The following is an 18656-nucleotide window of genomic DNA, read 5'->3' as shown; positions in this document are numbered from 1 at the left end:
TCCGCGTGAGGCACGCATAGGTCGGGCGTCAGCGGTTACCCGGGCACAGAAGGCGAGTGCAGGTGGAGAAGGGAGAGCGACATGTCCGAACCGCGGCGACGCGAGGACCGCGCCGGACACACGGCGGCACCTCCGGTCGGCCCCTGGCGGACGACGGGCCGGCGGGTGTACGCCGACCTGGAGTTCCCGATCGAGGTGACGTTCTCCTACGACCCCGACGATCCGTGGGCGGTCCGGGTCTCCTTCGGGCAGATGGACCGCTCGGTGGACTGGACGCTCTCCCGGGAGCTGCTGCACACCGGGATCCGCACCTCCTGCGGCGAGGGCGACGTGCAGCTGTGGCCCCTGCGGGTCGGCGGCCGCGGCGGCACCCTGAGGATCCGCCTCGGCGGTACGGGCGTCCCGGTCCTCGTCGACATCGACCGGACCGCGCTCCGCCGCTGGCTCGCGGCGACGTTCCGCACGGTACCGGCCGGGACCGAGGAGACGCGCATCGACTGGGCGGCCGAGGCGGCGCACATCGGCCCCGGGGTGGCACCGGGCCTGCCGAAGGACACCCCCTAAGGGGTGGGGAGTTCGGCCCTGCCGAAGAGGAGGGCGTAGCCCGCGGGCAGTTGGCCGATGATGCGGTCGGTCAGCTCGGGACCGGCCAGGCGGGCGAGGGGAGCGAGGACCGCGCCGACGTCCCAGCGGGTGGTGGCGAGGCTGCCGCCGGTGCGCTGGGCGAGGTCCTTGACGAACTCCCAGCCGGTGAGGGGCGTGGTGGCGGGTACCTGTGCCGTGAGGACCAACGCCGCTTCGACGGGCAGCCGGGCGGCGAGGTCGACGCGCTCGTCGCCCACGAGCTGCCGTCCCAGCGCCGCGAGTACCGCGCGGACGGCCTGCTCGGCGCGCTCCCGGGTCGGGTACGCGCCTTCGTAGCGGACGCGTTCGAGGAATCGCGGGTAGGACGACGCGCCGTGGTCGGTCCTGGGCGCGGGGGCCGTGAGGTCGGTCTGGAGGGTCATGGTGGTGCTGATCGCCGTTCTCTTCGGGCCCGGCCGCGGGGCCGGGCGGAGCGAACAGGTTCGACAAGGCGTGCCGGGCTCACCTCGGGGGGTGCGGCCGGCCGAAGAGGAGGTCGTAGCCGGGTGGGAGCTGCAGGAGCATCTGGGCGGTGAGTTCCTCACCCGCCGCGTCGGCGGCGACGCTGAGGACGGCACTGACGTCCCAGGCGGCGGTCCGTTCGGTGGCTCCCTCGATCCACGCGGCGGTCGCGCGGACGAAGCGTTCCGGTGAGAGCGGTTCGCCGGCCTGCAGCGGGTTGAGCAGGATGACGGCGAAGGTCTCCGGGAGCCGGGCGGCGAGCGCGGCCCGCACGTCGCCGACGAGATGGGCCCCGAGCAGGGCCAGCACCACGCGGGCGGCGCGTTCGGCCTCGTGCGGCGTCCGGTAGTCACCGCGTTCCTGGACCTGCTCCAGGAACGCCTGCCATCGCAGTCTCATCGCGGCCCCTTCCTCTTCGGGGTGCGGAGTGACGGGATCGGGAGGCGGGAGCGGAGGGCGAAGGAGGGGGAGGGTGGTGTCCTCCGCTCCCGGACCGTGGGCGACTCAGCCGCTGATCTGCTTGCGGTCGTCGCGACTGATGGTGATCTTGCGCGGCTTCGCGCGCTCGGCGATCGGAATGCGCAGAGTGAGGACACCTGCCTCGTAGCTCGCCGTGATCCTCTCCGTGTCGAGGGTGTCGGCCAGCATCAGCTGGCGCGAGAAGACGCCGAGGGGCCGCTCGGACAGCTCCATCTGGACGTCGTCGGGCTTCTCGACCGGTCGCCGCTCGGCCTTGACCGTCAGCATGTTCCGCTCGACGTCGATGTCGATCGCGTCCGTCGAGACACCGGGGAGATCCATCATGATCACGTATTCGTCGCCCTCGCGGTACGCGTCCATCGGGACGGCCGCGGGACGGGACCACGTGCCGGTCGTGCCCAGCATCTGCTGCGTGAGGCGGTCGAGCTCGCGGAACGGGTCAGTGCGCATCAACATCGGAACACCTCCGTCGGGTCGGGCAATGGTCGCCAATGCGCTTCACCTGACTCCGTTGTAACATGTCAACGGATGGACGACAAGTTCAACGTCAATGGATGGACGACATTCGGAGGGTGTGACCCGATGGCAGCAGCCGACCGCCCCGTCGCCTTTCACGCGGCCCTGACCGCACTGGCCGCGATCGACGACACCGTCCGCGAAGCCCGGTCGGCGAGCGCCCCCGGCGCGCCCGCGAGTGCCTCGCCCGAGGAGGCCCTCGCCGCGCTCCTGCTGCTGCGCACGCTGCGCGAGCAGCTCGCCACCTGGGAGTCCGGCCTCATCGAGGTCGCCCGGGACGCGGGCGCCAGCTGGGCCGACCTCGCCCAGCCCCTCGGCGTCACCAGCAGACAGGCGGCCGAACGCCGCTACCTGCGCGTACGCCCCGGGCGTCCCGGTGCCACCGGGGAGGAACGCGTCCAGGCCACCCGGGACCGCCGCGCCGCCGACCGCACCGTCACCACCTGGGCCCGGGACAACGCCGCCGACCTCCGCCAGCTCGCCGGACAGATCAGCGCCCTCGACGGCCTCCCCTCGCCCCTCCGGCACGAGCTCACCCAGGCCCTCGCGGACAACGACCCCGCCCGTCTCCTCGAACCGCTCACCCGCGCCGAGGCCCACCCGGCCCCCCTCCCGCCCGATCTCGCCGAGCGCCTCGACACCCTGCGGCGGCACACCGCCCACCTCCGCGACCAGAGCGACCAGCGCCGCTCCTCGCAGCCCTGAGGAGCGCACCGACCGACGCGGGCTCCGGCCGTCCGTCAGGCCAGGTCGGCGCTGCCGCGGCCGAGGGCGATGTGGAACAGGCGGAGGGTGCCGGTGATCTCGAACAGCCGGCGGATCTGATCGGTCATCGGCCCGACGAGCACGAGCCGGCCGGGACCGTGGTGGCTCCTGATCAGTTCGTGCAGGAAGGAGGAGTCGCCGAAGGTGACGCCGGAGAGGTCGAGGAGGATCCGGTCGCACCCGTCCTGCCGGGCGTCGAGGAGCGCCTCGCGAAGGCAGGACACGCTCTCGCTGTCGAACTCGCCGACCGCGCACAGGATCCATGTGGCGCCCGAGCCGCTGCTCTCCCGCCGCACGAAGGCGGCACCGTCGGCCGACCGGTAACCGCGCACGCCGTCGGAGAGGAAGGCGTGCGGGACCCCGCCCTCCTCGGAGCTGCGCCGGGTGGGGGTCATACGAGGCACCTCGCTCCCGGGTGAGCGACGACGTGCGTGAGGCCCTTTCAGTGTGCGCCCTCTCCGGGTCCGTGTCAGTCGTCGTCCGTGTCGCTCGTCGTCCCTCTCGGTCGTCGTCCGCGTCGGTCGTCGTCAGGGTGACGGGTCGATGTGGGCGTGGACGGTCTTGCCGTCCGGATGCCCGGAGACGGTGACGTCGGTGGCCAGGCGGGTGATGATGCCCCAGCCGAAGCCGCCCTCCTCGCCGGGCGCCCGCTGTCGGGGGCGGGGCGCCGCCGGGCTGTGGTCGCTGACGTCGATGTCGATACCGTCCTGCCGCAGCGCCAGGTCCAGGGAGCATTCGCCGCCCGCGTACCGCACGGCGTTCGTCACCAGCTCGCTCACGACGATCACCGTGTCGTCCTCGGCCGCGGCGTCCACCGGGCGGCCCGCGCGGAGCGCCTCCTGCGCGAGACGGCGCACCTCCTGCCGGGCTTGCGCTGCCGCGCCCGGACCGTGGATGTCGCAGTGTCGTCGCACCGGGGCCGCCATCGTCATCCTCCTTCGACCGGCCGCGCGAAGCGGTCTCCGACCGGCCTCTGCCCTAAATGTGACGAGCGATACACGCGGCGTCGCCGCGATTCCCGCCGGTCTCGCCACGCGGGGGCGGGCGGGAGTTCGACGACAGGGCCTAGCTAGCCGCCCGGCCGGACGAGCAGGTTCCGGGGCGCGCGGGTGATCACACCCGTGCGCTCCGGGCGGAAACCGTCGACCAGGCGGAGGCGGGGCATGGCCTGGAAGAGGGCGCGCAGGGCGTACTCGGCCTCCAGTCGGGCGAGGGTGACGGCCGGGCAGGGGCCGCCGCCGTAGGTGAGCTGGTCCGGGTCTTCGCGCAGCGGGTCGAAGCGGTCCGGGTCGCGGAAGCGTTCGGGGTCGCGGCCGGCGGCGCCGATGAGCAGGGCCACGGACGCGCCGGAGGGGATGGTGCCGCCGGAGACCCTGATCTCGCCGCGGGCGCGCCGCATGACGATCTGGACCGGGGGCTCGCGGCGCAGGGACTCGGTCCAGGCCCGGGCGACCAGGCCGGCGGGCGCGTCGCGGAAGGCGGCGACCTGGTCGGGGTCGGTGAGGACGTCGGCCAGGAAGCCGGCCAGGGCCTTCTCGCGTACGGCGATCTGGGCCGTGCACTGCCCGGCGAGCGCCGAGGCGGCCCGGCCGCGGACCAGCCGCATCATGTCCCGGTAGGGCACGCCGACGGCCGCGGCGACCGTGCCCGCGGGCAGCCAGTGGCAGAAGTCGGCGACCAGGTCGGCCCGCGGACGGTCGGCGATCCGGCGGGCGAGGACGAACGCGGTGCGTTCGGCGACGGCCCGCAGCTCCGCCTCGTCGGCATCGTCGAAGTCGGAGTGGATCTCGGCGCACGGCGGGTCGCCGGGCCGGTGGCCGTGGGTGAAGCGGGCGTCGGTGAGGGCGGCGGCCACGTCCGCGTACCGGCTGAGCACCCAGGCCCGCAGAAGCGGGTCGTGGGTGAGCGGGAACTCCTCCCGGAGCACCCGGTAGGTACGGTACGGGTCCCGCGTGGCGCCCGGCTCCAGCGGGCTGGGCGCGATCCGGCGGGCGGTGCGGTCCGCCGGGGCGGTCACGGCCCGGCTCCCGGCCGGTGCCATGGTGGGCAGCGTGGCCCAGGGGCCCGGTCGCGGTGCGCGGTGCGGCGTGTGCTTCGGCTCGTCGCTCATCTCGCCCCCTCGTCGGTCAGCGGCGCGCGTCTACCCAGACCACCACCGGGAAGTCCCGGTCGCAGCAGGTATACCGCCGAACGAGCGATTCCAGCAGACGAAGGCACGCCACTCCCCGCCCACCCGGCCTCCGTGCGGGCCCGCGCCCCTCCGCCACCCGCCCCGTGAGCCCGCGCCCCTCCGCCACCCGCCCCGCGGGCCCGCGCCCCTCCGCCACCCGCCGCGTGGGCCCGCGCCCCTCCGCCACCCGCCGCGCGGGCCCGCGCCCCTCCGTCAACCCGCCGTGTGGGCAATCGTCCCGCGGGGCGGGACGGGTGGGCACACGGGACGGCACCCCGGCGGGTGCTTCCGCCCCCGCCCCCACGCCCGGCCCCACGGCCCCGCACCAGACCCCCTGCCTCCGCGCCCGGCCCCACGGCCCGCGCCCGGCCCCACGGCCCGCGCCCGGCCCCACGCCCCCGCCCGGGCGCCGCAGCCCCGCGCCCGGGCGCCACGGCCCCGCGTCAGGTGAGCGAGAGCCGGAACGCCATCTGGCCGAACGAGACCGCGTCCCCCGCCCGCACCACCACCGCGCCCGTGACCCGCCGCCCGTTCACCGTGGTGCCGTTGGTGGAACCGAGGTCCCGCAGCACCCACAGCCCGTCCTGCAGCGACAGCTCCGCGTGCAGCCGGGAGACCGTCTCGTGGCTGAGCCGCAGCCCGTTCACCGGATCGCGGCCGATCCGCAGCGGATACGGCCCCGGCTGCGGGAGCAGCAGCTTCGGCAGCCGCTCGGCCTGCCAGGCCCGACCCAGCTTCGCCGTGAACGCGGACATCCGCTCGACCGCGCTCACCACCTTCCGCGTCCACGTCGACTCGGTCGTCAGATCGGCGGTCAGCAGCGCCAGTTCGTCGGAGCGGCGGGCGACCAGCGCCCGCTCCATCCGGAAGAGGAAGGTGTCGTGGGACAGACGCCCCTGTGCCGCGCCCTCACGGAGCACGGCGAGCGCGCGCTCCCGCTCGGCGTCGCTCAGCCGAGGGGAGTCCGGCGGGTTGGCCGGCAGCTCGTAAGGGGTCGTCACATGGGTGATTGTCGGCCGGAAGGGCCCGGGGTGTCCAGAAGGGCCCCGACAACTCGGATGCCCACCGGCCTGATCGTTGCTACGGTCTGCCCCTTCGACCACCTGGGGGAATCCCGTACATGACCGTTGCACCCGCCGAACCCGCGCTCGTCGTCCGGCCGCTCGCCGGCCCGCGGGAGCTCGACCTCTTCCACCGTCTCGACTACGTCCTCGACCACGAGCTCGCGGACGATCTGGCCACCGGCCGCCGCCTGCCCGAGTGGATGTGGGTGGCGCTGCGCGGCGACCGGCTCGTCGGGCGGATCGCCTGGTGGACCTCGCGGCCCGGCGCCGGGCCGCAGGCGCTGGACTTCTTCGACCTGGACCCGGAACTGCCGCCCGAGCAGGCCTCCGAGACCGGCCTCCGCCTCCTGCAGACCGCGTCCGCGGCGGTCCTCGCGGGCGGCCCGCGGCCCGAGTACGGGCGCTTCATGCCGGCGGACTGGCGGGAGGTGCCGGAGACCCGCCGGTACCTGGAGACGCTCTTCGGCGTCCTGGAGGCCTCGGGCGCCCGCCCGCTGGTCGAGCGGCTCCGCCTGGAGTGGCGGTCGGGCACTCCGGTCGCCGGGCCGGGCGACCGCCTGTCCTTCCGGCCGGTCCGGGACCGCGAGGACCTGCTCGCGCTGATGACCCCGGTGATGGAGGGCACCCTCGACGCCCACGGGCAGGCCGATCTGGCCTCCGGGCTCTCGCCGCGCGAGGCGGCCGAGCAGCACTACGACGAGGAGCTCGCGCACTACCGCACGCCCCGTGAGTGGTGGCGGATCGCCGAGCTGCCGGGGACCGGCGAGCCGGTCGGCTTCGTCGTCCCCGTCCGCAACAACTACCACCCGATCATCGCCTACATCGGCGTACTGCCCGCCCACCGCGGCCACGGCTACATCGACGACATCCTGGCCGAGGGCACCCGGGTGCTCGCCGCCCAGGACGTGCCGCGGATCCGCGCGGCGACCGACCTCGGCAACGTACCGATGGCGAAATCCTTCGCCCGGGCCGGTTACATCACCTTCGAGCGGGCGATCAACTTCGTGTGGGACGCGCCGGGCACGCCGGGCGACTGACTGCCAGGATGGTCCCGTAGCCGTGCTCCAGGCGCACGGACGTCGGATCCACGCTCCGGATCCGATGTCCACGCGCCCTCGACGAGGGGACCATCGCGTGCTGTTCGAGGTATGGGCTCCGCACGCCCGTGACCGGGTGACGCTGGAGATCGACGGCGTCCGGCATCCGCTGGAGCGGGACGCCGAGCGCCCCGGCTGGTGGACGGGCGTCGTCGCCGCCGCCGACGGCGCCCGTTACGGCTTCGCCCTCGACGACGGGCCCCTGCTGCCCGACCCCCGGGCCCGCCGCCTCCCGGACGGCCCCGACGGCCTCGCCGCGGTCGTCGACCACGACACGTACGTCTGGCGCCACGACTCCCCGCGGCTCCGGCTGCGCAGCGGCGTCCTGTACGAGCTGCACGTGGGCACCTTCACCCCCGAGGGCACCCTGGACGCGGCGGCGGAGCGGCTCGGGGAGCTCGCGGGCCTCGGCATCACCCATGTGGAGCTGATGCCGCTGTGCCCGTTCCCCGGCGTGAACGGCTGGGGCTACGACGGGGTCGCACCCTGGGCGGTGCACGAGCCGTACGGGGGCCCGGAGGCGCTCAAGCGGTTCGTGGACACCGCCCACGGGCTCGGTCTCGGCGTGGTCCTGGACGTGGTGCACAACCACCTCGGCCCGGACGGCAACCATCTGCCGTCCTTCGGCCCGTACTTCACCGAGACCCACCACACGCCGTGGGGCGCGGCGGTCAACCTGGACGCGCCCGGCTCCGACGAGGTCCGGGCGTACTTCCTCGGCAGCGCCCTCGCCTGGCTGCGGGACTACCGGATCGACGGCCTGCGGCTGGACGCGGTGCACGCGCTCGCCGACACCCGGGCGCTGACCTTCCTGGAGGAGCTGTCGGCGGCCGTCGACGCGCTGGCCAAGGAGCAGGGCCGGCAGCACTTCCTGATCGCCGAGTCCGATCTCGCCGACCCCCGCACCACCACCCCGCGCGCGGTCGGCGGACTCGGCATCCACGCCCAGTGGAACGACGACTTCCACCACGCCCTGCACACCGCGCTGACCGGCGAGTCCCAGGGCTACTACGCGGACTTCGCGCGCGCCCCGATGGCCGCGCTCGCCAAGACCCTCACCCGGGTCTTCTTCCACGACGGCACCTGGTCCGCCTTCCGCGGCCGGCACCACGGGCGCCCGGTGGACCGCGAGCGCACACCCGCGCACCGCTTCCTCGGCTACGCCCAGACGCACGACCAGATCGGCAACCGCGCGACCGGGGACCGGCTTTCGGCCACCCTCTCCCCCGGCCTCCTCGCCTGCGCGGCGACCCTGGTGCTGACCGGGCCGTCGGTGCCGATGCTCTTCATGGGCGAGGAGTGGGGCGCGAAGACGCCCTGGATGTACTTCACCGACCACACCGACCCGGAGCTCGCCGAGGCGGTACGGCGCGGCCGGCGCCGGGAGTTCGCGGCGCACGGCTGGGCCGAGGAGGATGTGCCCGACCCGCAGGAACAGGCCACCCGCGACCGCTCGGTCCTGGACCGCTCCGAACGCGAACGCGACCCGCACAAGCGCCTGCTGGCCTGGCACCGCGAGCTGATCGCGCTGCGCCGCACCCAGCCGGACCTCACCGACCCGGACCTGGCCGGCGTGAAGGTGGCGTACGACGAGGAGGCCCGCTGGCTGGTGTTCCGGCGCGGCGACATCCGGGTCGCGGTGAACCTGGGCAAGGAGCCGGCCGACATCGCGCTCGGCTCCAACGGCCGCGACCGGGTGCTCGCCGCGTGGGAGCGGATCGAGGCACCCGGCCGTGACGGCCTGCTGCGGCTTCCCGCGGAGTCGGCGGTCGTCCTGACGGACGGCTGAGCGGGGCCGCCTACTCCACGATCGCCATCTCCCGCGAGGTGTTGTTGAAGCGGCGGCCGGCGCCGTCCTCGGTGAGCGTCACGATGTCCTCGATGCGCACCCCGAAGCGGCCGGGCAGGTAGACGCCCGGTTCGATCGAGAAGCACATGCCGGGGACGATCGGGCGCTCCTCGCCCTCGATCATGTACGGGGGCTCGTGGGTGGTGACGCCGATGCCGTGGCCGGTGCGGTGGATGAAGTACTCGCCGTAGCCGCCGTCCGTGATGACCCTGCGGGCCGCCCGGTCCACGTCCTGGCACGCGGCCCCGTGCCGTACCGCCTCGAAACCGGCCTGCTGCGCCTCCCGTACGAGCTCGTGGACGCGCCGCTCCTCGTCCGTCGGCTCGCCCACGTGGACGGTGCGCGTGGTGTCGGAGCCGTAGCCGTGCTTGAGCCCGCCGAAGTCGAGGACGACCATGTCGCCGTGCTCGATGACCCGGTCGCCGGCCTCGTGGTGCGGGTTGGCGCCGTTGGGGCCCGAGCCGACCACGGTGAAGTCGACCTGGGAGTGGCCGAAGTCCAGGAGCAGTGCGGCCAGCTGGGCGGCCACCTCGGTCTCCTTGCGGCCGGCGAACCGGACCTGCAGGATCTCGCCGTACGCCTGGTCGGCCGCGGCGCCGGCGGCCGCGATCCGGGCGAGCTCGTGCTCGTCCTTGACGGCGCGGAGCATCGGCAGGGCCTCGGTGAGCGAGACGTACGAGGTGTCGGGCACGGCCTGCTGGAGGCCGAGGAGGTGCAACGCCCAGGCGTTGTCGCTGACGCCGAAGCGCCCTCCGGCGTCGAGCAGCGGGGCGGTGACCGCGTACGGGTCCTTGCCGTCGGTCCAGTCGCGCAGCGTGAGCGCGCCGGCCCCGGCGGCCTTCTCGGCGTCCGGGGCCTCCAGGGTGGGCACGACGAGCACCGGGTCCCGGCCGGGGGCGATGACGAGGACGGTGAGCCGCTCGGTGATCGCGGTGGGCTGGTAGCCGGTGAGGTAGACCAGGTCGGGGCCGGGGGCGACGAGGACGCCGGCGAGGCCCGCCGCGGCGGCGGAGTCGGCGGCGCGGGCCATCCGGGCCCGGTAGTCGGCGGCGGTGAAGGGGGCGGGTGCGGGGCTCTCGGGCATGTGCTGTCTCCTCCTCGACGTAGGTCATCCTGCCCGGCGGCCGACGGGGGCGCGACCCGTCAGTCCCGGCCGTCGGGGTGCCGCACGATGAGGCGTTCCAGGAGGGCCTGGAACTCCTCGCCGACGACGATCCGCAGCTCTCCGTCCTCCTCGCCGTGCTCGCTGAGCTGGGTGAGCGTGCCGGCCCGCCACCAGAAGACGTACGGGCTGATGGCGCCGGGCGTGTCCTCGTAACCGGAGGCGGCGAAGGAGGCCATCGCACCGAGCGCGGGCACGATGGTGGTGTCCCGGATCGGGTGGAAGGCGAGCTGGTGCCGGAAGGGCATGGCGACGAGGGCGCCGTCCTCGGTGAGCGGGCGGCCGGTGACCCGGCGGACGACGGCGTCGAGGTCGAGGACGCGGCTCGCGGTGTAGAAGGAGTCCCCGAGGATGACCTCGAAGCGCATCCCGTCGGAGTCCTTGACGGTCTCGTGGCCCTCGACGGGCAGGTCACGCAGGTTGTGCAGGGCGCGCTCGCGCAGCCGGGCCGGGTCGCCGAGCCGTTCCAGGGCCTCGTCGGTGAGCGTCATCACGCTCTCCGGCAGGTCGAGGGCGAGCACCTCGTACAGCCCGGGCGCGACGGTCCGCGCGTAGCCGAAGGCGCCGGGGTCGATGCCCTCGCCGCTGACCACGCGCGGGTAGAGCTGGGCCCGGATCTGCTCGGGCGGGAGGGTGTCCAGGGCGGACGGCCCGTCGAGGGCGCGGACCACGAGCCGCACGTGGCGGGAGATCAGCTGGGGCCAGACGCGGGTGCCGCGCGGGTCCTGGTGGCAGACGGCGGCGAGGTTGCCGAGGCCGAAGCGGCGCCCGGAGTCGTCGGTCACGGAGTCGGCGTAGACGGTGACTTCGAGGCCCTGTTCGGCGAAGGCCGCGCGGACCCGGCCGCGGAAGAGGGCGGCCTCGCGCTCGGAGAGGTACGTGAACTCCGGGTCCCGCGGCGCGTCCTCGCCGTCCCGCCTGGGTCCTCGCCGGAACCACCCCACGTCGTCCCGCCTTTCGTCGCCGTCTGCGCGCCGTCGTCCCCCGCCGTGGGCCAGATTAGCGACCGGCCGTCGGGCGGGTGGCGAGTCGGCGGGCCAACTCGGCTGCCGGCCCGGCCGGTTCGGCGCCGGTGTGGAGGAGTTCGGTGCGGTGCGCGAGCCGCGGCGCGGCCAGCGGCACCGGGACGGCGCCCGGAACGCCCGCGACCGCGAAGGCCGGTAGCAGGGCGAGGCCGTGGCCCGCGGCGGCCAGCGTGGCGACGACGCGGGCGTCGGTGCCCTCGTAGCGCAGGGCGGTGCGGAAGCCGTGCCCGCCCGGGCCGCCGTGCGCGGCGCGCAGCCGGTCGAGCGGGAGGCCGGCGCCGGGGGCGTCGAGCCAGCGGGCGTCCACGAGGTCGGCGAGGTCGAGCCCGGTGCGGCCGGCGAGCGGGTGGCCGGCCGGCAGGACGACGGCGAGCGGCTCCTCGGCGACCCGCCGGGCGGTGAGCGGGGCGACGTCGGGGAGCCGCAGCGGGTCGCTGGGCGCGGTGACGCCGTCGACGAGCCCGAGATCGGCCTCGCCGACCGCGACGGCCGCGGGGATCTCCTCGCGCGGCAGGGTGCGCACGGTGACGCCGGTGGCGGGCAGCGCGGCGAGCACCTCGGGATGGAGGGCGAGCGGGGCGGCGGCCAGGGTGAGGGTCTCCCGGGGCGCGGCGGCGAACCGGGCGAGGTCGGAGCGGGCCGCGTCGAGCCGCAGCAGCAGCGAACCGGCGTGTTCGAGCAGCCGCCGGCCGGCCGGGGTGGGGGCGACGGGCCGGCGGGTCAGCAGCGGCAGGCCGAGGTCGGCTTCGAGGGCGGCGACGTGCTGGGAGACGGCGGACTGGGTGTAGCCGAGGTCGCGGGCCGCCTCCGAGAAGGAGGCGAGCCGGGCGACGGCGACGTACGTGCGGAGCAGGTGCGGGTCCACCGGTTCAGGACCCCTGCGGGGTCTTCAGGAGGTCCTGGGCGTAGTGGGCGAGGGAGCGGTTGTAGCGGGGCAGCAGCGGCGAGAGGGCGCCGAGCGCGAGCGACAGCGCCTCCCGGTCGCGGCCGGTGTCGGCGAGGGCGAGCGCGAGGAAGGCGTCGACGGCGGCGGTCAGGGCGGTCTCGTCGGCGTCGAGGCGCTCGGCGGGGATCGCCCGCTCCTCGGTGAGGAGTTCGACGCTCCGGTCGGGGCGGCCGAGGTTGCGCAGGCTGCTGGCGAGCTGGATGACGGCGCGGCGCCGGCGCAGCCCGGTGAGGCCGCCGGCGAGGGCCCGCCGGTAGAGGCGCACGGCCTCCTCGGGCTCGCCGGTGGAGTCGTGGGCGGCGCCCCGTTCGAAGAGACCGACGGGGTCGTCGGCGGGCCGCTCGGCGACGAGTCCGGCGATGCGGGCGCGGAACGCGGCGGGGTCCTCGAAGGAGTCGAGCTCGGCCCAGGCGGCGGCGAGGCGCCGCTCCCAGTCGGGGGAGTCGCTGGTGGTCATGGCGGCAGCCTACCGACATCGACATAAGCGCTCGTGATGCGAAGTCCAGGAATCATCGTTGGACGTGAACGGGCGGGCCCGCGAAGGATGGAGGCCATGAACACCCACACCGCACCCCGTCCGCAGTCCCCCACCGCGGCCCCCGCCACCCCCGCGGCCACCCCCCACGTCCCGCGGATCGCCCTGGTCGGCGACCGCTCCCCGCACGTGAAGTCCCACGTCCGGATCCCGATGCTGCTCGACGCGCTGGCCGAGCGGGAGGGGCTCGTCCTCGACGCGTACTGGATCCCCAGCGGCGACGCGGAGGAGCCGGGCGCGGTCGAGGGCTTCGACGCGGTGTGGCTGATTCCGGGCAGTCCGTACGCCAGCGAGGCGGGCGCGCTGGCCGCGGTGCGCACGGCCCGCGAGGCCGGCATCCCGTTCCTCGGCACCTGCGCGGGCTTCCAGCACGCGATGATCGAGTACGCGCGGGACGTCTGCGGCCTGACCCGCGCCGCGCACGCCGAGAACGACCCCGAGGCCGACGCCGGCGACCTGCTGATCGCCCCGCTCGCCTGCTCCCTCGTCGGCCACGAGGGCGCGGTGCGGGTGACGCCGGGCTCGCTCGCGGAGTCGGTCCTGGGCGCCGAGCGGACGACCGAGCGCTACCACTGCAACTACGGCCCCGACAGCCGCCATCTGGACACGCTGCGCGCGTACGGGATGCGCTTCACGGGCACGGACGAGGACGGCCAGATCCGCATCCTGGAGCTGCCCGGCCACCCCTTCTTCATGGCGACCCTGTTCCAGCCGGAGCTGGCGGGCGACGGCAGCCGCCCGCACCCGATCGTCCGCGCGCTGGCGCGGGCGGCGGTCGCGAACCTCGCGCTTTCACGAAGCAGGCTGTCCAGCAGGTGACCAAGTAAGCGAAAAGTGCCTCTGCCCAGCGAGAATGAGGATTGTCGAGGTCCTTGTTCCCGTACCAGCAGGACGCGGCCGCGACCGGGAAGAAGACCTTCGGCCACCACCCGCTGTTCGCGTTCGTCGACCACGGCCGCGAGGGCTCCGGGGAACCGGTCGCCGGGCTGCTGCGGCCGGGCAACGCGGGCAGCAACACCGCCGCCGACCACATCGAAGCCGCCGTCTCGCCCTAGCCCAGCTGCCGAAGACCTACCGGCGCGGACGGCGGACGCTGATCCGCACGGACTCCGGCGGCGGCACCCACGAGTTCCTCAACTGGCTCACCCAGCCGGGGCGGTGGCTGTCCCACGCGGTCGGCATGGTCATCACCGAGCAGATTCACCAGGCCGTGCTGAAGGTGCCGGGCTCGGCCTGGACCCCAGCGGTCGAGCCGGACGGCGAGGTCCGCAACGGGCCGCCGGGAACTGCCTGACAGGCTGGCCGGCCGGGATGCGGCTGATCGTGCACAAGGAACGGCCCCACCCCGGCGCCCAGTTGCGCATCACCGACGCGGACGGGATGCGCATCACCTGCTTCGCCACCAACACCAAAGACACCCCCATCCCCCCTGGAGCTGCCGCACCGCCAGCGCGCCAGGGCCGAGGACCACATCCGCGCCGCCCGCGACACCGGCCTGCGCAAACTCCCCCTCCACCACACCGCGCAGAACCGGATCTGGCTGGAGATCATCCAGATCGCACTCGACCTGCTCGTCTGGATGCCCATGCTTGCCCTGCCCGGACCACCCGCCGATAGGAACCCAAGCGCCTGCGGCTGCGACTGTTCTCCGCCGCCGCCCAGCTCGTCACCACCGGCCGCCGCCGCATCCTCCGCCTCGCGAAGCACTGGCCCCGAACCAGGCTGATCACCAGCGCGTTCACACGACTGCAAGCCCTGCCGAACCTCGGCTGACCAGCGATAACGACCTGCCCCGACGAGCACCCACCACCCCGGAACCGTGGAACCCGGCGCCCACCCGACGCGACAGCCGGGCCGCCAACCCGCCCATCACCACCCCCGCAAGCGAAAACGGCCCGCCGGATGAACCGACGGACCGTCACGAAAGATCGAGGTTAGCGGAGCCGCTCGAATGTATGCCGCTGAGGCCACTCCGGCAACCAGTCCGTCTCGATCTCCCCCCTGAATACACCTTCGAGCCATGAGATGAGACCGAGGTTGGTCGAATACCAGTCACCCCAACCTCGACGGAATGCAGAGACGGTCCATTTGCCCTCATCATCCTGCGGCACCAGGAAGAGCTGATCACCTTCGACCGTGTGCCCCCAGTAGAGCATTCCCCCTGAATGAGGAAGAACCGGGTCGACAATCAGTCGGGAATTACCCTCTTCGACATATCGACTCATCCACCTGCCCTTCTCTTCCATGGTGCTCGGGCCGTAGATGAACAGGAAGTCATCGATAAGCGTGTCTCCATAGAGGGCAGAGATTTCCTTTACCTCGTCCGGAAGTGCGGAGCCCCACGCCTCCTCAATCCCACTGAGGTCCAATCTATCTGACCAGGGGCCCGGCCCAAGGATGCCGGACAGGGCTGAAGTGTCCGCCACTGCCATTTCAGTTCTCCTCCCAGCTACCAGCACTTATACGTCGCGACAGCATTATTATCAAACTCGCACCTGACATCCACTGTACCCCATGAAATGAACTCCACCTTGGTGGGCATCACCGAGTTCCTATTTCCATACACGGGCCTCACGTGAACAAATTGCGTACCCCCATTCTTTATCGACTGGACCACATAATCCTCAGCGTGGTCATACATTGCCTGATTTGCCGTCTGATACATCGGGATGAAGTTCCGAGTGTCCTTGTTTGAGCCACCCATCGCGTATCCGATGAGGTGGCCACGTGCTCGGTTATCCGCCGGTAGATCTGTCAACCCGGGAAGCGCGAACTTCAGGGCCGGCCTGGGGGGTGCCGTGTAATCGGCATTCGTCAGGGTTGCAAATGCGCCTGTCGCGACACACGCACCGGCATGTTCCTTCCGCGGGAGATAGACCTTCCCACCATCAAACGCGGCGCCGGTGTCGCACCGGTCACCCGTTCTGCGGCCGCCGTTTCCGCTTCCACCTCCCTGAGTTGCTGCAGCAAGATCGACCTGTACCTGAGCGACCGAGGCATCGATTGCGTCCTGAACCTCATTTGGGACGATCGGTGCACTCGCTTCTACTATGGCCTCGTCGATCGCCACTCCGAAGTACTGAGCGTTCTGCAAGGACTGCTGTCGAATCCTTGCGACATCCACCTGAGGCTTCGGCTTGGGTCGGCTTGCCGAAGGCTTAGGGTTCTTTCCGCGGGTCGGGTTCTTCGGTTCCGTGGGCCGGGGCGGCTTGCTGGTGCGCGACGCGTCGCCCCGGTTTCCGTTGTTCCCCCGGTTTCCGTTGTTCCCCCGGTTTGCCGACTGACCGTTGGTCCCCCGGCAGGAGCCAGTGTAGGCGCAGCCCTTGGGCTTCCCGTTTCCTCTTCCAGGACGGGGCGTAGTCACCTTGCAGGTGGCCGTGTACTTGGAGCACTCTTGGTTGCTCGGTCGCCGACCGGTGCGTGTGCCCGGCCGTCCGCTCTTGCTCTTGCAGCGCGACGAGTGACGGGAGCACTCCTGGGTCCTGGACGACCTGCTTCCGGGGCGTGTACCGGCCGTACGGGTCGATCCCCGGGTTCGCCCGACGCTTCCGCCTCCGCTCGGGCCACCGCCACCGCCCCGTCCACCTGCCCCAGGTGTTCCTCCGCATCCGCATCGAGGATCGAAGGCGTGTCCCGTCGGATCCGTGCCGCCCAGCGGATTGCCCTCCCCGTATCCGTAACGGTTGGCACTGCCCGAAGGTGTGGGGTCGAGTTGCCAGGTGTCGCGTGAAGCGAACCCGCCGATGCCGGGCTGGTACCAGCGGGCGGCCATGTTGACTTCGCCCGTGGCAGGGTCGGTCCAGCCGGACTGGTATCCCAGCGCCGGGTTGGCCCCGTCCGATGCGGTGACCTTACCGAAGGGGTCGTAGGCGCGGGAGCCGGTGATGGATGTGCCGTCCGCGCTCAGACCTGCGACGAGGTCGGTGTGCTGGTCTGTGATGGCAAGGCGTTCAAGGCCAGCGGTGTTGAGGCCGGCACTGGCAAGGAGGACACCATCCGGGGTGCGGGTGTAAGCGGTGGTGGCGTCGGTGACGAGGTTGTTGGTGACGCCGTCGTAAGTGAAGGCCGCGCCGTCGTCGGTCAGGACGCGGTCGAGCGAGTCGTAGGTGAAGGTGCTGCTTCCGTTGGAGACGGCCCGCTCAAAGGCGTCGAAGGTCAGCGAGCGCGTCGTTCCGCCGGTTTGCGTGATGGTGTCTGTGGTGCCTCGGGGGCTGTAGGTGTAGGTCTGCGTGCCCCAGGTCTCGAGCCGGTTGCGTGCGTCGTAGGCGCCGAGGGTGGCGCCCTGCTTGACCAGGTTGCCGGCCTCGTCCCAGCTGTAGTCGGTGGTGCTGGTGCCGCTGGTCCAGGAGGTCATGCGGCTGGCCAGATCATAGGTGTAGGTGTTCTCGGCAGCGCCTGCGGTGCCGGTCGTGGTCTTCCGCACGAGGTGGTCGTCGAGGTCGTATCCGTATGTGGAGTTCCCGACGGGCGTGCCTGTGGCCGTGCGCGTGACGGTGTCGGTGGTCTGTCGGCCGAGGCTGTCGTAGCCGTAGGTCCGCTGGGATGCGACCGTGCTCAATCCGCCTGCGGCGGTGCGGGCGTACTCCTCCAATGTGAGACGGCCCGCCTCGTCGTAGCGGTACTGGACGCGTGTCCCGGTCAGGGGGTCGGTCGCCGCGTCGAGCCGACTGGCGGTGTCATAGGTGTACGTGGTGCTTCCCGCGGCGTCCGTGCGGGAGTTCATGTTGCCGTCGGCGTCATATGCGTACTGGGAGTTCCCGGACGGGCCCCCAGCGCGCAGGATCATGCCCCGGTCGTTGTAGGTGTACGTGTTTGCCGGACCGGTGGCGCTCGTGCCCGCCCCCGTCAGACGGCCGTCGAGGTCGTAGATGAATGTGCGGGGTGTGGTCGTGATGGTGGTGCCAGAGCCTTCCTCACGGGTGAGGCGGCCGAGGGCGTCGAAGGTGCGCTGGCGCTTGACGTTGCCGGGCAGGAGTTCGGTGACGGGCTCGCCCATGGCGTTGTAGACCGTTGTCCAGGTGCGATCGGCCGTGTCGGGGTGTCTGGTGGTGGAGGGCTCGATGGTGGATTCGGGCAGGTTCCAGACGTTGAACGTGTAGTGGGTGGAGTTACTGCGGCCGTCAGTGAAGCGGGTCTGGTTTCCGCGTGCGTCGTAGCCGAAGGTGGAGGTGATCGTCTTCGTGTCCGAGACCTTCTCCTCCTGGCGGGCGAGTCGGCCGAGCGCGTCGTAGACGAAGGTCGTGCTTCCTCCCTCAGGCGTGGTCGCCGAGGTCTTATTGCCTTCCTCGTCGAATTCCGAGAAGTAGGTGCGCAAGGCCGTAGTTCCGGTGCCGTAGTCGGCGGCCGCGGTGACATTGTCGAGCAGGTCGTAGGTGAACGTCGTCTTGCGGTTGGTCCCGTCAGTGACCGATGTCTGGCGGCCAAGGCCGTCGTAGGAATAGCGGATGGTGCCCTGACCGGACGGAGTCATGGTGAGGGTTTCGCCAGCTGGGTTGTACGTCCATGTCGACACGCGTCCGGCCGGCGACGTCACGGCGCTCTGGTTGTCAGCGTCGTCCCAGGTGTATCGGGTCGTCAGATTCTGCAGGAACGGGTACCGCTCGACCGCGGTCGCGGTGAGCTGACGACCGAGCCCGTCGTAGGTGGCTTCCGTGCGGGCCCCGGTGGGTGTGGTGACTGACAGCGGCAGGCCTGTCGGGGTCCAGGTGTAGTGGGTAACCCCTTCGCCGGACAGGGATGTGTTCGTTTCAGTCAAAGGATTGGGCGAGGGCTCGTTCAGGGGGGTGGTTCCGCCGGCGAGGGGGTCGAACCGGTCGGTCAGCTGATCGAACTGGTCGTAGGCGTAGCGTGTGATGCGCTGCAGCGGGAGCAATGCTCAGGACTTGTGGATCGGCCTGGGGCGAGGTGCCTTGTGAGACACGGAGGGCGTACCTTCCCGGGTGATCGACTCATGGTCACCGA

At 72.2% G+C, this 18656-nt stretch carries 18 protein-coding genes and 1 pseudogene; 6 read left to right on the top strand and 13 right to left on the bottom strand.

Annotated elements, in window-relative coordinates; translation table 11 throughout:
• Positions 1-81 precede the first annotated feature (81 nt).
• On the top strand, positions 82-564 hold the full coding sequence (locus ACIGXE_RS32725) for an SsgA family sporulation/cell division regulator (RefSeq protein WP_399753197.1): 483 nt from the start codon (positions 82-84) through the stop codon (positions 562-564).
• Here the strand turns inward: ACIGXE_RS32725 and ACIGXE_RS32720 are convergent.
• From ACIGXE_RS32720 to ACIGXE_RS32710, 3 genes are all read right to left on the bottom strand, one after another.
• Positions 561-1007, bottom strand: coding sequence for a DUF2267 domain-containing protein (locus ACIGXE_RS32720; RefSeq protein WP_399753195.1), 447 nt, complete (start codon positions 1005-1007; stop codon positions 561-563). The genes ACIGXE_RS32725 and ACIGXE_RS32720 overlap by 4 nt on opposite strands.
• 79 nt (positions 1008-1086) lie before the next feature.
• Positions 1087-1485, bottom strand: coding sequence for a DUF2267 domain-containing protein (locus ACIGXE_RS32715; RefSeq protein ID WP_399753193.1), 399 nt, complete (start codon positions 1483-1485; stop codon positions 1087-1089).
• A 105-nt stretch (positions 1486-1590) separates the two neighbouring features.
• Complete coding sequence (locus tag ACIGXE_RS32710; RefSeq protein WP_399753191.1) at positions 1591-2022, bottom strand: Hsp20/alpha crystallin family protein; 432 nt, start codon at positions 2020-2022, stop codon at positions 1591-1593.
• 126 nt (positions 2023-2148) lie between these two features.
• Between ACIGXE_RS32710 and ACIGXE_RS32705 the strand changes: the two genes are divergently transcribed.
• A complete protein-coding gene (locus ACIGXE_RS32705) occupies positions 2149-2787 on the top strand; it encodes a type III effector protein (RefSeq protein ID WP_399753189.1) in 639 nt (212 codons plus the stop codon).
• Positions 2788-2822: 35 nt separating this feature from the next.
• On the opposite strand, the gene ACIGXE_RS32700 is transcribed toward ACIGXE_RS32705, so the two are convergent.
• From ACIGXE_RS32700 to ACIGXE_RS32685, 4 genes are all read right to left on the bottom strand, one after another.
• A complete protein-coding gene (locus ACIGXE_RS32700; protein WP_399753188.1) occupies positions 2823-3242 on the bottom strand; it encodes an STAS domain-containing protein in 420 nt (139 codons plus the stop codon).
• 132 nt (positions 3243-3374) lie between these two features.
• A complete protein-coding gene (locus ACIGXE_RS32695; protein WP_399753186.1) occupies positions 3375-3773 on the bottom strand; it encodes an ATP-binding protein in 399 nt (132 codons plus the stop codon).
• A 143-nt stretch (positions 3774-3916) separates the two neighbouring features.
• Positions 3917-4957 (bottom strand): cytochrome P450, encoded by a 1041-nt coding sequence (locus ACIGXE_RS32690; protein ID WP_399753184.1) that lies wholly within the window; start codon positions 4955-4957, stop codon positions 3917-3919.
• Positions 4958-5460: 503 nt separating this feature from the next.
• Entirely contained in the window at positions 5461-6018 is a 558-nt protein-coding gene (locus tag ACIGXE_RS32685) for an FHA domain-containing protein (RefSeq protein ID WP_399753181.1), read from the bottom strand.
• Between the two features lie 119 nt (positions 6019-6137).
• Between ACIGXE_RS32685 and ACIGXE_RS32680 the strand changes: the two genes are divergently transcribed.
• Positions 6138-7118 carry a GNAT family N-acetyltransferase gene (locus tag ACIGXE_RS32680; protein WP_399753180.1) on the top strand — a complete coding sequence of 327 codons (981 nt, stop codon included), beginning with the start codon at positions 6138-6140 and terminating at the stop codon, positions 7116-7118.
• Between the two features lie 97 nt (positions 7119-7215).
• Positions 7216-8967, top strand: a complete 1752-nt coding sequence (gene treZ, locus ACIGXE_RS32675; RefSeq protein ID WP_399753177.1) for a malto-oligosyltrehalose trehalohydrolase — start codon at positions 7216-7218, stop codon at positions 8965-8967.
• Positions 8968-8977: 10 nt separating this feature from the next.
• On the opposite strand, the gene ACIGXE_RS32670 is transcribed toward treZ, so the two are convergent.
• From ACIGXE_RS32670 to ACIGXE_RS32655, 4 genes are read right to left on the bottom strand one after another with little or no spacing between them, the layout of a single operon-like run.
• Positions 8978-10111: an aminopeptidase P family protein gene (locus tag ACIGXE_RS32670; RefSeq protein ID WP_399753175.1), complete on the bottom strand. Its 1134-nt coding sequence runs from the start codon at positions 10109-10111 to the stop codon at positions 8978-8980.
• 59 nt (positions 10112-10170) lie between these two features.
• Positions 10171-11133: a hypothetical protein gene (locus ACIGXE_RS32665; RefSeq protein WP_399753174.1), complete on the bottom strand. Its 963-nt coding sequence runs from the start codon at positions 11131-11133 to the stop codon at positions 10171-10173.
• A gap of 55 nt (positions 11134-11188) precedes the next feature.
• Positions 11189-12079 carry a LysR family transcriptional regulator gene (locus ACIGXE_RS32660; RefSeq protein ID WP_399753172.1) on the bottom strand — a complete coding sequence of 297 codons (891 nt, stop codon included), beginning with the start codon at positions 12077-12079 and terminating at the stop codon, positions 11189-11191.
• Between the two features lie 4 nt (positions 12080-12083).
• On the bottom strand, positions 12084-12617 hold the full coding sequence (locus ACIGXE_RS32655) for a tetratricopeptide repeat protein (RefSeq protein WP_399753170.1): 534 nt from the start codon (positions 12615-12617) through the stop codon (positions 12084-12086).
• Positions 12618-12713: 96 nt separating this feature from the next.
• Here ACIGXE_RS32655 and ACIGXE_RS32650 point away from each other — a divergent pair, with 96 nt between their 5' ends.
• Positions 12714-13514, top strand: a complete 801-nt coding sequence (locus ACIGXE_RS32650; protein WP_399753168.1) for a hypothetical protein — start codon at positions 12714-12716, stop codon at positions 13512-13514.
• Between the two features lie 65 nt (positions 13515-13579).
• Positions 13580-14468, top strand: a pseudogene (locus tag ACIGXE_RS32645) (IS1380 family transposase); the annotation flags it as partial.
• Between the two features lie 161 nt (positions 14469-14629).
• On the opposite strand, the gene ACIGXE_RS32640 reads toward ACIGXE_RS32645, so the two are convergent.
• Positions 14630-15127: a hypothetical protein gene (locus tag ACIGXE_RS32640; protein ID WP_399753166.1), complete on the bottom strand. Its 498-nt coding sequence runs from the start codon at positions 15125-15127 to the stop codon at positions 14630-14632.
• Positions 15128-15144: 17 nt separating this feature from the next.
• A complete protein-coding gene (locus ACIGXE_RS32635) occupies positions 15145-18567 on the bottom strand; it encodes an RHS repeat-associated core domain-containing protein (RefSeq protein ID WP_399753164.1) in 3423 nt (1140 codons plus the stop codon).
• Between the last annotated feature and the right edge of the window lie 89 nt (positions 18568-18656).

This window comes from Streptomyces sp. NPDC053431 (assembly GCF_044544925.1).
GTDB lineage: Bacteria > Actinomycetota > Actinomycetes > Streptomycetales > Streptomycetaceae > Streptomyces.
Note: the sequence above shows the minus strand (reverse complement) of the source record. Positions and strands in the feature narration are given on the sequence as shown.